The following is a 12,205-nucleotide window of genomic DNA, read 5'->3' on the forward strand; positions in this document are numbered from 1 at the left end:
CAGAAATACTCGGGAGAGGGATCATGGCAGGCGTGCCCATGGACCAGCGCGAAGGCTGGATCTGGTTTGATGGCGAATTCAAACCCTGGAAAGACGCGAAGATTCACGTGCTGACGCACGGGCTGCACTATGCCAGCTCGGTGTTCGAGGGCGAGAGGGCCTATGGCGGCGAGATCTTCAAGTCGCGCGAACATACCGAGCGGCTGATCCGTTCCGGCAAGACGCTGGATTTCACCATTCCGTGGTCGGTCGAGCAGATCGAAGAAGCCAAGCGCGAAGTACTGGCCAAGAATGGTCTGGTCGACGCCTATATCCGCCCGGTCGCGTGGCGCGGCTCGGAAGAGCTGAGCGTGCCCGCCCGCAACAATACCGTGCATCTGGCGATCGCTGCATGGGTCTGGCCGAGCTATTTCTCGGTCGAGGAAAAGCTCAAGGGCATCCGGCTCGAATGGAGCAAGTGGAAGCGCCCGTCGCCGGAAACCATCCCGTCCTCGGCCAAGGCCGCCGGTCTCTATATGATCTGCACGCTCTCCAAGGACGCGGCGATGGCCAATGGCTATGCCGATTCCATGATGCTGGACTATCGCGGTTATGTGGCGGAAGCCACGGGTGCCAACGTGTTCTTCATCAAGGGCAAGGACATCACCACGCCCAAGCCGGACTGCTTCCTCAACGGCATCACCCGGCAGACGCTGATCGAACTGGCCAAGCGCAATGGCTACACCGTGACCGAGCGGCATATCATGCCCGAGGAACTGGTGAATTTTGACGAGTGCTTCCTCACCGGCACGGCCGCTGAAGTGACGCCGGTCAGTGAGATCGGGCAATACAAGTTCACGCCGGGTGAAGGTTGCCGCACGCTGATCGATGCCTATTCGGCCGAAGTGCAGCCCAAGCGGGTCGCTGCGGAATAAGCGGAATCAATTTGTGAAAAAGCCGGGCCAAGTGCCCGGTTTTTTTGTTGTTGTCACGCCCACCGCGCCTTGGCCGCGTCGTCTTCGGCTTTGGCCTCCACCCAGTGTGTCCCGTTCGGACCGGTTTCCTGCTTCCAGAATGGTGCGTCCGTTTTGAGATAGTCCATAAGGAACTCGGCGCCCTTGAACGCGGCGTCGCGGTGAGGCGAGAGGGTCATGACCTGGACGATAGGTTCGCCGGGGGCGAGTGTGCCGTAGCGATGGATGACGGTCGCTCGGAGCAGGTCGAAGCGGCCAGTGGCCTCGGTGACGATGGCTTTGAGCTGATTGATGGCGAGCTCGGGATAGCACTCAAGCGTCAGGGCGGTGATCGGGTCGTCCGGCTTGCTCCGCACCACCCCAGTGAAGGTGGCGGCAGCACCGGCGCCGTTACTGGCCGAGAGGAAGGCGTTGAGCTCCGCCCCGGGGTCGAAACGTTCGGTCTGAACACGGACGTCCATGTCAGCCGCCGGTCATCGGCGGGAACAGGGCAACGACGCCGGCGCCGGCAATGGGCGCGGCCTGCGTAACCAACTTGGCGTCAATGGCTGCCTTGATAAGGGCACGCTTTTCGACCGCATGGGCGAAGGCTTCGTCGCGACCGGCTAGCCAGTCGATCAAGTCGGCGACGGTCACCACCGCGGGCGGCGGCGATACCTCCTCTTCGCCGCGATTGAGGCGTTCGCGCAGCCAGGCGAAGTAGAGGATCTTCATTTCTGCTCCTCGACGAGGTGCGGCCAGCTGGCGCGGAGATATTGGAACCCCGTCCACAGCGTCAGAGCGCCGGCGATCCAAAGGAGGATGTCGCTGACCAGGCCGAAACCCGGCACGATGCGCTCGAACAGCACCACGGCCAGGGCGACTAACTGGATGGTGGTCTTCCATTTGGCCAGCCAGGTGACAGGCAGCACAACAGTGATGTTGCCGAGGAATTCGCGAAGGCCGGGGATGAAAAACTCGCGGAACAGGATCGCGCAGGCGGGGATCATGTCCCAGCCGGAGAAGCTACCGTCCCAGGCGAGGGCCGCGATCAGAATGCCCACCAGCAGCTTGTCGGCAATGGGGTCGAGCATGCGGCCGAGCGGGGAATATTGATTCCAGGCGCGCGCGAGGTAGCCGTCGAGCCAGTCGCTGGCGGCGGCGACGACATAGATGATGAGAGCCACCAGGCGCAACACGACGTCGCCCTGCATCACCAGCGCGACGATCGGAATGATCGCCAAAATGCGGGCGATGGTGATGAGGTTGGGAACAAGCGTGAGCGGGTTTCTGGCCATGGACGGACAGAACAGGAATGGGTGAGGAGGGTCAAGGCTCTTCCCCGCTCCCGTGAGGTGAGAGGGGAAGAGCTTGTCGAACTATGCGACCTGCTGGTTCGTCGCGGCCCGGCGCTGCGTCACGGCTTCGGCCAGGGCCTCCAGTGCCGTCACGGTCGTATCCCAATCGATGCAGCCATCGGTGATGGACTGGCCATAGACCAGCTCGCGACCCTCGACGAGGTCCTGGCGGCCTGCAACGAGATTGGATTCGATCATGACGCCGATGATACGACGGTCGCCGGCAGCCAGCTGGGCGCCGATGTCTGCCAGTACCAGTGGCTGGTTTTCCGGGTTCTTGGACGAATTGGCGTGACTGGCATCGATCATGACGGTGGGCTGCAAGCCCGCCTTTTCGGCGGCGGTTGCGGCAGCATCGACGCTCGCTGCGTCATAGTTCGGGGTTTTGCCGCCGCGCAGGATGATGTGGCAGTCGTCATTGCCCGTGGTGGCCGCAATGGCGGAACGGCCGTCCTTGGTCACCGCCAGGAAATGGTGCGGCTGGCTGGCTGAGCTCACCGCGTCGAGGGCGATCTTGACGTTGCCGTCGGTGCCGTTCTTGAAGCCGACCGGGCAGGAAAGACCCGAGGCGAGCTCGCGATGGATCTGGCTCTCGGTGGTGCGGGCACCGATGGCGGCCCAGCTGACCAAGTCGGCAATGTATTGCGGGGTGGTCATGTCGAGGAATTCGCAGGCGGCGGGCAGGCCGAGATTGGCGATATCGAGCAGCAGCGCTCGCGCGGTATGAAGTCCCGTGTCGATGTCGAAGCTGCCATCGAGGTTGGGGTCGTTGATCAGGCCCTTCCAGCCGACGGTGGTGCGGGGCTTCTCGAAATACACCCGCATGATGATTTCCAGCCGGTCGCCCAGAGACTCGCGCAGTGCCACGAGGCGCCTGGCATAGTCCAGCGCCGCAGCAGAATCATGGATGGAGCAGGGACCGACGATGACGGCCAGACGGTCGTCGGCGCCTCCCAGGATTTTGTGGAAGGCGTGGCGGGCGCTGAGTACTGTGCGCGTGGCAGGGTCCGTACGCGGATGCTGGCGCATGACCTCGATCGGCGTGGTGAGCGGTTTTATTTCGGTGATGCGAAGGTCGTCGGTGGACTTGAGCACTTGGTGGTCTCCTCGGGAATTCTGGGAGGCGGCCAACAAAAAAGCCGCCTCGGATCGGGGGCGGCTGGCTTCGGGTTTGGTCGTATCTTTGTGAGATCAGATCAAGCGCGCGGTAGCCTCCGCCGGGAGCGGATAGCTAAACCAAAACGAATACGCGGCGGCGGAACGGATCATGGCACGGTTTGTAGCGCGGGATTTCGCGGTTTGTCGAGTCCGACTTTTCGGGCCAGCGTTAGACCGAGCTACTCCACCCGATTGAAGTGATCGTAGATCAGCTGCGCCATGGCCTTGGAGATGGTCGGTACGGCTTCAAGATCGGCCAGGCTGGCGCGGCCGACGGCCTTGGCGGAACCGAAGTGGTTCAGCAGCGCGCGCTTGCGGGTGGGGCCGATGCCCTCGATCTCATCCAGCGGGTTCTTGATGGCGGCCTTGTTGCGCTTGGCGCGGTGGGTGCCAATGGCGAAGCGGTGGGCTTCGTCGCGGAGGCGCTGCACGTAGTAAAGCACGGGGTCACGATGCGGCAGCATGAAGGGCTCCCGGCCCTCCATGTGAAATTTCTCGCGTCCGGCATCGCGCTCCTCGCCCTTGGCGATGCCGATGAAGGTCACTTCCTTAGGCAGGTTCAGGCCGGCAATTACCTCGCGGACGGCGTTCAGCTGACCGGCGCCGCCGTCGATGAACACAACGTCGGGCCAATCGGGCATGCCGGTGTTTTCATCCTCGGCGTCGTTTTCGCTCTCGTTGGCGAGGCGCGTGAAACGCCGGGTCAGCACTTCACGCATCATGCCGAAGTCGTCGCCGGCGACGATGTCGGATTTTATGTTGAACGTGCGATAGTGCTTCTTGGAGAAGCCTTCCTCTCCGGCCACCACCATTGCGCCGACCATGTTGGTGCCCGAGATATGCGAGTTGTCGTAGGTTTCGATACGCCGTGGCACATCATCGAGGCCGAAGGTCTCGGCGACGCCTTCAAGCAAGGCGCGGTTGGTGGCACCCTCGGCAAGCTGGCGGCCGAGTGCCTCCCGGGCATTGTTGAGGGCGTGATTGACCAGGTCGCGTTTCTCACCGCGCCTGGGCTGCTCGATATAGACCCTGCGGCCGGCGCGCGTTGACAGTGCCTCTTCCATCAGCGCCGGTTCGGACAGTTCGTGGCTGACAAGGACGAGGCGGGCGGGTGTTCTGTTCTCATAAAACTGGCCGATAAAGGCTTCGAGTACCTCTGCATCGGACAGGCTGGCATCGGCGCGTGGGCGATAGGGATAGTTGCCCCAGTTCTGGAAGGCACGGAAGAAGAAGACCTGCACGCAGAACTGGCCACCCTCATGGTGGATGGCAAAGACGTCCGCTTCCTCGACCGTTTTGGCAGTAGCGCCCCCCTGCGACTGGATAAGCGCCAGAGCCGACAGACGATCGCGGAGCAGCGCGGCCCGTTCGAAGTCGAGCTGCTCGGCGGCCTGGTTCATGTCGCGCTGCAGATGGTCGCGCACACCCTGCGACTTGCCCGACAGGAACTGGCGGGCGTCCTCGACCAACTCGCCATAGGCCTCGAGCGAGACCTCGCGCGTACAAGGGCCGGCGCAGCGCTTGATCTGGTGTTGCAAACAAGGCCGAGTGCGCGCGGCGTAAAAGCTGTCCGAGCAATTGCGCAGCAGGAACGCCTTCTGTAGGGATGCAATGGTGCGGCCCACAGCAGTTGCCGAGGCAAAGGGGCCGAAATAGTGGCCTTGCCTGCGCCGGGTTCCCCGATGCTTGGTGAGCTCGGGTGCCTCGTGATCGGTGGCGATCAGGATGTAGGGGAAGCTCTTGTCGTCGCGCAGCAGCACGTTGAAGCGGGGCTTGAGCCGCTTGATCATGTTGGCTTCGAGCAGCAGCGCTTCAGACTCAGTCTCGGTGCGCACGAATTCCATGCTCACCGTGGCGGCGATCATCCGCTGGAGGCGGACCTCAAGCCCATCGGGGCGGGTATAATTGGTGACTCGCGCCTTGAGGTTGCGGGCCTTGCCCACATACATCACTTCGCCTTCGGCATCGAGCATGCGGTAGACGCCCGGGGCTGCGGGAAGCGTGCGAACAAAGGCGCGGATGACCTCGTGGCCGGATGCAGGCGGAGGGCTGTCGCTCATTTCCGTCTCGGCGTGGGCTTGCGGCGCGCCGGCCATTCAAGATGCTGGCCGCCATCGAGGGTGATCATCTGCCCCGTCATGGCGCCAAGCGTCAGCACCGCGACAACCCCGTCAGCAATGCCATCGGGGTCGGCGCTGCGGCCCAGCGGCAATTCGCTGACGCGCTTGGCATGGACGTCCAGCGACACGCCGGGCGGCGGTACGGTCGGGCCGGGGGCAATGGCATTGACGCGGATGCGCGGGGCCAGCGACTGGGCCAGGGTGCGAGTCATGGTCCAGAGCACGGCCTTGCTGAGGGTATAGCTGAAAAAGGCAGGCGACAGGTCCAGTACGCGCTCGTCGATGATGTTGATGATGTTGCCCGTTTCCGTTTCAGGAAGCTGGGCAGCGAAGTCGCGCGCGAGAAATGCAGGCGCTTCGGCATGAACGGCGAAATGGGCGTCCCAAAGCGCTTCGTCAAGATCGGCCACGGAGTCGCGCTCGAACAGGGACGCGTTGTTGACCAGCAAGGTCAGCGGACCGAAGACAGCGCGGGCAGTCCCGATCAGTCCATTGCGTTGCGCACGATCAGCCAGATCGGCCTGGATGGTCATGGCCAGCCCCCCGGCGGCCCGGATATCGGACACGACTGCATCGGCCTTGTCAGCCGAACTGCGGTAGTGAACGAGCACCGCCCAACCGTCGCGGGCGAGACGGCGCGCGATGGCGGCGCCGATGCGGTCGGCTGCGCCGGTGACAAGCGCAACGGCGCGGGGCGGGGAAGATGGGCGATTCGACATGATGGGCTTTGGCACCTTTGGGCGGACCATAGGCCGCTTTGGCGACTTAGTTCAACGTTTGGCCCAGCACCGATTTATTCGGAGCTGCTGACAGGTTCGGACAGGAGCATTGTCCTCTGGTTCAAGCCGCTTCAAGCGCCGTATCCATACACTGGATCCTGTGGGCTTTCCGGGAGCGTTGCGGTGCTGCCGGCACTGGGGCGACAGCACCGCAATTGCCGGCATCATTAACTCGGCTATGGCCAAGGCATGAGCTTTGCGATAGCGCTTCGAATGCTCCGGCTGCGTCCGTCCGGGGCGTTTCATTCTGCATTTTGATTGTGCTCCCATGTCTTCGCCCATTGCAGCTGACGCCCGTGCCGACAACGTCGGCCGCGCCATTGTCCTGACGCTTATTACCATCGGCGTGTTTGGCGTGCAGGACGCGATTTCCAAGATACTGGTGCAGACCTATTCGCCGTTCCAGATCACCATGATGCGCTACTGGGGCTTTGCGGTTTTTTCGCTGTTGCTGGTGATGCGCCAAGCGCCCTTGCGGCAAGCCCTCAACTCGAAGGTGCCGCTGTGGCAGGTGCTGCGCGGCGTATTGCTGATGGCCGATATCTGGTTCTTTGCCCTGGCGTTGCGTACGGTTCCGCTGGGCGAACTGCAGGCCATCACTGTGGTTTATCCCCTGCTGGTGACGCTTTTTGCCATCCCTATCCTTGGGGAGAAGGTCGGCATCTTCCGCTTCGTGGCGGTGGGTGCAGGCTTCGCGGGGGCCCTGGTGATCGTCAGGCCAGGCGGACTGCCGCTCGATTGGGGCGTTGGTTTTGCGCTGATTTCGGCGACGCTTTATTCCATCTACATCGTCATCACCCGCAAGGTTGGCCAGCATGACAGCGCCGCGACCAGCATGACCTATACGGCGCTTATCGGTCTGGTGATGTCGGCCATGGTCGGCGTGTTTTTCTGGCAGCCGATGGGATGGGGCGACTTCGCCCTCGTCGTCACCGTGATGGCAACGACATGTGCGGGGCATGGGCTAATGGTCTATGCGCTGAGCATGGCGCCGGCCAGTGTCGTGCAGCCGTTCAACTATTTCTCGCTGCCTTGGGCGATCGCCCTCAGCGCCGTAGTTTTCGGGCACTGGATCGATCCGATCTCCATGATCGGCGCAGCAATCATCGTGGCGGCAGGACTGGTCGTGATGGCGCGCGAACGCGTCAAGCGCGTTGCTGTCGTCGCCGATCCCGCTATGCCCGGGCGGGAATGAGGGGCGGGAGACGCGATGCGTCTCCCGGAAGGTTCCTACAGTACAACCTTGGCGTTCTCACCGATCTTGGGGGTACGACCGGTCACAGCTGCCGCGAGCATCGAGATGGTGGTGACGATGCGGCCGGGGCTGTCCCAGAGTTCGGCATCCTGCGGGGTGACCTTGATCACCCGGATCGCCGGGTCTTCCGGGCTATCCCACCAGGCCTTCGCGAATGGGCTCCACAGTTCCTTGATCTTGGCGCGATCGTTCGAAACAGTGGCCTTGCCCGACAGCGCCACAAACTTGGAATGCTTGTGGTCGGCGAAGCTCACGCTGACATGGGGGAATTCGGCGACCTGATCGTCCTTTTCGCCGTTCACGTCGGTCAGGAAGTAGATGGCGCCTTCGTCCTTTTCGACCGTCGCGGCGAGCGGGCGCGCACGCTGCTCCTTGCCGTCCCAGGTCACGAACATGGCGATGCCGATCCGCTTGGCGAGTTCCCAGATGCGTTCGACGTGATCGTCATGTTCCTTGGCGGTCATGCTGGAGTCGCGTGACTGCCGGTTCGCGGGCGCGGTAGCGCGTTCGGCGACCTTGGTGGCCGTGGCCTTCTTGGCGGGCTTGGCGCTGGTGGGCTTGGCAGCGGCCTTTGCCTTGAGCGTGCGGGCGGCGTCGGAATTGCCGGCCGGCTTGCTGTCCGACTTGGGCTTACCGGCCGACTTGACTGAAGCGGTGGCGGGCTTTGCCGCGGCGGCGTTCTTGGCCGTGGAGGTTGGTCTTGCCGCAACTGCGGCAGGGGTCGCGGTGCGGGCAGACTTGTCTTGGGTGGTTGCGGCAGTTGCCATTGTGCAATCTCCTCTGGTTGGCTTGATAACGAGCCAGGTGCCAGCGGGTTGCTTGGACAGTAAAACGCCGCCCCGAAGGGCGGCGTTGCGTTGGCTAGTTGCCGATGCAGAAGTATCCGTTTGGTCCGTTGAAGCAGACACTGCCATTGTTACCCGGACGGGTCGGCCAGGGCTGAGGCTGCGGCCACGGGCGCGGATTCCAGTGCGGCGGACGCGGGGGACGCGGGTTCCAGTGGGGCGGACGATCCCAACCCCAATCGTCGTCATCCTGCCAGCCGCCGCTGCGGCTGAGGTAGTTGGCGGAAACCCAGCCGTCGGGACCGCGCTTTTCGATGTAGCACCAGCTGCCGCGGCATTCGATGACGTCGACCTGCTGGCCGGCGCGCAGCGTGTCCACACGGCTGTAGCCGGTGCCGGGACCCGAACGCACATTGACGTTGCCGGTGGCGTAAGCCTGCGCTGCAAAGGCGGATGCGGTCGTCGCCAAAAGCGCCAGCGCCGCTATGCCTCCAGCCATGAGTTTCTTGCTCAGAGCCATTGTCGATCTCCTTGGTTCAAGTGGCACGTAAATGCCTGTGAACCCTAAAGAACGCCATTGAGCCTGAACCGAACCTGAATGAAACCTTCAGGTAAGCCTAGAGTCGCAACAGCTCGACGAAGCGCTTCAGGCGTTCGCCAAGTTTTTTGCGCTGCTTGGGCTTGAGCTCGCCCATCAGGGCTTCCTCCAGCTGCGTCCAGTGGTCGACCAACCCATTGCGGATACGAACGCCGCGCTCGCTGAGGGCCACGCCCGGCGCGAGTTCGGGACCAACCGCTTGGCGGGTCACTAGTTCGCGGTCGAGCAGCCTGGACAGGCGCGTGCTCAGGGCGACCTCACTGATGCCAAGTTCGGCCGCCAGATCAGCCTCCGTCGTGCCGGCCCGACCCAGCTCGAACAGCACGGCATCATCGCCAGGCTCCAGACCACGTTCCATCAGCGGCAAAAGCAAAGCCTTGTGCGCAAGCTGCCCGGCCTCGATGAGCCGGTAAAGCGTGGATCGGGATGAAGGTCTGGACATGGGCGGGAAAATAGTCCGAACTCCTCGGGCGCGTCGATTGGCGTTTCCATCCTATCGTTAATCGTGGAACGACCAAGGCCGCTTATTGTTCGCTCCATGCAGATGAGTTATGCGTTCATTACGTCGCTAGCGTGAACGGAAGTACCATGACGCAGGATCTCGCCCGCATCCGCGCTTTCGTTCAGGTATTTGATTCCGGCGGGTTTTCTTCCGCTGCCCGCCAGCACGGACGCTCCAAGGCCCTGCTCAGCAAATATGTCACCGACCTCGAGGACTATCTCGGGGTGCGGTTGATGAACCGCACCACCCGCAAGCTGAGCCTGACCGAGGCTGGCGAGGCCTATTATCGCGAAGCCAGCGCGCTGCTGCAGCAGCTGGACGACCTCGACGCCACCATCACTGACCAGACGGCGGAGCCGCGCGGACTGTTGCGCGTTTCGGCCCCGCGAAATTTCGGCGAGTCGACGCTGGCCCCGGCAATCTACGAATACCTCAAGAAACACCCCAAGGTGTCGCTGGACCTGCGGCTTGAGGATCGTTACGTCGACCTGGTCGACGAGGGGATCGATGTGGCCCTGCGCATATCGACGCTCGCGGATTCCTCGCTGATTGCGCGCAAGATTGCCGATATGCATGTTGTGGTCGGTGCGTCACCAGCACTGCTCAAGCAGCATGGTACGCCCAAGCACCCCGAAGACCTCCGCCACCTGCCATGCATCGTCGATGTCAATCTGCAGGGCCAGTCGAACTGGCGCTTCGTAGAGGATGGCAAGACCATCTCGGTGCCGGTCAACGGGCCCCTGCGCGTGAACTCGCCACTCGCGGCACGACAGGCGGCGGTGATGGGCCTTGGATTTGTCGTATTGCCCTCCTACCTCGCCGACCCGATGGTCGCCGGCGGCGAACTGGTGCCTGTGCTGGCTCACTACCTGCCGACGGGCCAGACGTTGCAGGCAGTCTACCCGCATCGGCGGCACCTTGCCGGCAAGGTGAGGGCGCTGATCGATCACCTCGTCGAGTGGTTCCAGAACCACCCAGTGAGCTAGAGGCGGGCATGAAGTTTCGCGATGTTGGACGCCGGCTTGCCGGCGCGGCGATCGGTCTGTGCGCGCTGACGCTGCCGGCCGTCGCGCATCCGCATATCCTCATCGACGCCAAGGTCCGCATCACCTTCGACGCCAGCGGCGCCGTGGTCGGGCTGCACCACGAATGGACGTTCGATACTGCGTTCTCGGCCTGGGTGATCCAGGGCCTCGATACCAACGGCGATCGTGAGACGAGCCCCGAGGAACTGCAGGGGCTTGCCGACGAGAACATGACCGGCCTGGCCGAATATGGCTTCTACACCATCGCGGGCGACACCGCCGAACCGCTGCAATTCGAGCCAGTGGGTGACCAGCGCATGGTCTATGCAGATGGACGCACGACGCTCAGTTACTCGCTGGCGACGGTGCAGCCGCATCCGCTGGGGGAGCGGTTCGAGCTTGGGGTGTACGACCCCGAATACTACGTGGCGATCACCTTTGCCGATGCCAGTGATGTCACGCTGGAAAATGCGCCGGATGGCTGCGCCGTGACGCTGGAGCCGCCCAAGGAGATGGCTCCTGACGTCGAGCAGCGGCTGTACGCGCTGGGGCCCGATGTCACCGAATTGCCGCCGGACCTGGCTGCCGCCATGCGCGGCACGCAGGGGCTGATCGTGGTGAGCTGCGACGGCGCGCCTGCCGCAGCGCCGGCAACGGCATTGGACGCGGTGACGGAGGTTGCCGAGGCCAAGCCGGCCATGCCGTTTGGCGGGCCGCCGCCTGAGCCGGGTCTCAATCTGCCCCGGACAGGGTTTTTCGGCTGGCTGCAGACGCAGCAGCGCGATTTCTATGCGGCGATGACCAGCTCGCTGGACGCGTTGCGCACGGACTGGACGGCATTCTGGGTGCTGGGTGGGCTGAGTTTTCTCTATGGCATCTTCCACGCTGCCGGGCCGGGCCATGGCAAGGTAGTGATCTCGTCCTATGTGCTGGCCAACGAAACGCAGTTGCGGCGCGGGGTTCTGCTCAGCGTGTTGTCGGCGCTGCTGCAATCGGCGGTGGCAGTGGTGTTCGTGCTGATCGCGGCGGGACTGCTTGGCATGACCAGCATCGCCATGGGCGACGCGGCCAACTGGATCGGCATCGCCTCCTACGCGATGGTCGCCTTGCTGGGACTGTGGCTGGTGCTGCGCAAAGTGTTCGGCTGGGGACATAGCCACCAGCATGAGGATATGGCCAGCAAGGCGCACGGACACCTGCACGACCACGGTGGGCACGATCACGGGCACCACGCGCACGATCATCGCCATCATGATGACCACCATCACCATGACCACGATCACGATGACCATGCCGGGCATGCGCACATCGTGGGGCCCGAAGCCACGACGGGCAGTTTGCGCGAGCAGTTGAGCGTGGTGCTAGCCGTGGGGCTGAGGCCATGCTCGGGAGCGCTGGTGGTATTGGTGTTCGCATTGTCGCAAGGCCTGCTGCCTGCTGGCATCGCCGCGGTCTTCCTCATGGGGGCTGGCACGGCGATCACCGTGGCGCTGTTGGCGACGCTGGCCGTGACGGCCAAGGGTCTGGCGCGGCGGATCGGCGGCGTGGACAACCCGGTGACCGGTGCCGTCGTCTGGTGGGTGGAACTATTGGGAGCGGCCGCCGTGCTGGCGTTTGGCGTGCTGCTGGTGATTGCCAGTCTCTAGCCGACGCGACCCATCGCCGCCTTGCGGATGACGAGGGAGGGGTTATG

General features: G+C 63.4%; 13 protein-coding genes. 4 read left to right on the forward strand and 9 right to left on the reverse strand.

Annotated elements, in window-relative coordinates:
• Nucleotides 1–23: 23 nt before the first annotated feature.
• Nucleotides 24–914 carry a branched-chain amino acid aminotransferase gene (locus JI749_RS08370; RefSeq protein WP_201662156.1) on the forward strand — a complete coding sequence of 297 codons (891 nt, stop codon included), beginning with the start codon at nt 24–26 and terminating at the stop codon, nt 912–914.
• 53 nt (nt 915–967) lie between these two features.
• Here the strand turns inward: JI749_RS08370 and JI749_RS08375 are convergent, their stop codons facing one another.
• From JI749_RS08375 to JI749_RS08400, 6 genes are all read right to left on the reverse strand, one after another.
• Complete coding sequence (locus JI749_RS08375) at nt 968–1,414, reverse strand: molybdenum cofactor biosynthesis protein MoaE (RefSeq protein ID WP_201662158.1); 447 nt, start codon at nt 1,412–1,414, stop codon at nt 968–970.
• Between the two features lies 1 nt (nt 1,415).
• Nucleotides 1,416–1,667, reverse strand: coding sequence for a MoaD/ThiS family protein (locus JI749_RS08380; RefSeq protein ID WP_201662160.1), 252 nt, complete (start codon nt 1,665–1,667; stop codon nt 1,416–1,418).
• A complete protein-coding gene (pgsA, locus tag JI749_RS08385; protein ID WP_201662162.1) occupies nt 1,664–2,230 on the reverse strand; it encodes a CDP-diacylglycerol--glycerol-3-phosphate 3-phosphatidyltransferase in 567 nt (188 codons plus the stop codon). The genes JI749_RS08380 and pgsA overlap by 4 nt, the downstream gene beginning before the upstream one ends.
• A gap of 81 nt (nt 2,231–2,311) precedes the next feature.
• The gene (locus JI749_RS08390; protein ID WP_201662164.1) at nt 2,312–3,385 is read right to left on the reverse strand and encodes a 3-deoxy-7-phosphoheptulonate synthase; all 1,074 of its coding nucleotides are present in this window, start codon (nt 3,383–3,385) and stop codon (nt 2,312–2,314) included.
• 242 nt (nt 3,386–3,627) lie between these two features.
• The gene (uvrC, locus tag JI749_RS08395; protein WP_233280904.1) at nt 3,628–5,508 is read right to left on the reverse strand and encodes an excinuclease ABC subunit UvrC; all 1,881 of its coding nucleotides are present in this window, start codon (nt 5,506–5,508) and stop codon (nt 3,628–3,630) included.
• A complete protein-coding gene (locus tag JI749_RS08400) occupies nt 5,505–6,287 on the reverse strand; it encodes an SDR family oxidoreductase (RefSeq protein WP_201662168.1) in 783 nt (260 codons plus the stop codon). Before JI749_RS08400 ends, uvrC begins: the two co-directional genes overlap by 4 nt.
• 328 nt (nt 6,288–6,615) lie before the next feature.
• Between JI749_RS08400 and JI749_RS08405 the strand changes: the two genes are divergently transcribed.
• Nucleotides 6,616–7,542 carry a DMT family transporter gene (locus tag JI749_RS08405; RefSeq protein ID WP_201662170.1) on the forward strand — a complete coding sequence of 309 codons (927 nt, stop codon included), beginning with the start codon at nt 6,616–6,618 and terminating at the stop codon, nt 7,540–7,542.
• A gap of 35 nt (nt 7,543–7,577) precedes the next feature.
• Here the strand turns inward: JI749_RS08405 and JI749_RS08410 are convergent, their stop codons facing one another.
• From JI749_RS08410 to JI749_RS08420, 3 genes are all read right to left on the reverse strand, one after another.
• Nucleotides 7,578–8,066 (reverse strand): pyridoxamine 5'-phosphate oxidase family protein, encoded by a 489-nt coding sequence (locus JI749_RS08410; RefSeq protein ID WP_201662691.1) that lies wholly within the window; start codon nt 8,064–8,066, stop codon nt 7,578–7,580.
• A 397-nt stretch (nt 8,067–8,463) separates the two neighbouring features.
• Complete coding sequence (locus JI749_RS08415) at nt 8,464–8,907, reverse strand: SH3 domain-containing protein (RefSeq protein ID WP_233280905.1); 444 nt, start codon at nt 8,905–8,907, stop codon at nt 8,464–8,466.
• Nucleotides 8,908–9,004: 97 nt separating this feature from the next.
• Entirely contained in the window at nt 9,005–9,427 is a 423-nt protein-coding gene (locus JI749_RS08420; protein WP_201662172.1) for a MarR family transcriptional regulator, read from the reverse strand.
• A 146-nt stretch (nt 9,428–9,573) separates the two neighbouring features.
• Here JI749_RS08420 and JI749_RS08425 point away from each other — a divergent pair, with 146 nt between their 5' ends.
• Nucleotides 9,574–10,473, forward strand: coding sequence for a LysR family transcriptional regulator (locus JI749_RS08425; protein WP_201662174.1), 900 nt, complete (start codon nt 9,574–9,576; stop codon nt 10,471–10,473).
• 8 nt (nt 10,474–10,481) lie between these two features.
• Nucleotides 10,482–12,158, forward strand: a complete 1,677-nt coding sequence (locus tag JI749_RS08430; RefSeq protein ID WP_201662176.1) for a HoxN/HupN/NixA family nickel/cobalt transporter — start codon at nt 10,482–10,484, stop codon at nt 12,156–12,158.
• The last annotated feature ends 47 nt before the right edge of the window (nt 12,159–12,205 follow it).

The organism is Devosia oryziradicis, assembly GCF_016698645.1.
Taxonomy (GTDB): Bacteria; Pseudomonadota; Alphaproteobacteria; order Rhizobiales; family Devosiaceae; genus Devosia; species Devosia oryziradicis.

Excerpts from the sequence above, each read along its gene's own strand:
- JI749_RS08375 (WP_201662158.1), bottom strand. The coding sequence starts at position 1,414 with ATGGACGTCCGTGTTCAGACCGAACGTTTCGACCCCGGGGCGGAGCTC.
- JI749_RS08380 (WP_201662160.1), bottom strand. The coding sequence starts at position 1,667 with ATGAAGATCCTCTACTTCGCCTGGCTGCGCGAACGCCTCAATCGCGGC.
- JI749_RS08430 (WP_201662176.1), top strand. The coding sequence starts at position 10,482 with ATGAAGTTTCGCGATGTTGGACGCCGGCTTGCCGGCGCGGCGATCGGT.
- JI749_RS08420 (WP_201662172.1), bottom strand. The coding sequence starts at position 9,427 with ATGTCCAGACCTTCATCCCGATCCACGCTTTACCGGCTCATCGAGGCC.
- uvrC (WP_233280904.1), bottom strand. The coding sequence starts at position 5,508 with ATGAGCGACAGCCCTCCGCCTGCATCCGGCCACGAGGTCATCCGCGCC.
- JI749_RS08425 (WP_201662174.1), top strand. The coding sequence starts at position 9,574 with ATGACGCAGGATCTCGCCCGCATCCGCGCTTTCGTTCAGGTATTTGAT.
- JI749_RS08400 (WP_201662168.1), bottom strand. The coding sequence starts at position 6,287 with ATGTCGAATCGCCCATCTTCCCCGCCCCGCGCCGTTGCGCTTGTCACC.
- JI749_RS08415 (WP_233280905.1), bottom strand. The coding sequence starts at position 8,907 with ATGGCTCTGAGCAAGAAACTCATGGCTGGAGGCATAGCGGCGCTGGCG.
- pgsA (WP_201662162.1), bottom strand. The coding sequence starts at position 2,230 with ATGGCCAGAAACCCGCTCACGCTTGTTCCCAACCTCATCACCATCGCC.
- JI749_RS08405 (WP_201662170.1), top strand. The coding sequence starts at position 6,616 with ATGTCTTCGCCCATTGCAGCTGACGCCCGTGCCGACAACGTCGGCCGC.
- JI749_RS08410 (WP_201662691.1), bottom strand. The coding sequence starts at position 8,066 with ATGACCGCCAAGGAACATGACGATCACGTCGAACGCATCTGGGAACTC.
- JI749_RS08370 (WP_201662156.1), top strand. The coding sequence starts at position 24 with ATGGCAGGCGTGCCCATGGACCAGCGCGAAGGCTGGATCTGGTTTGAT.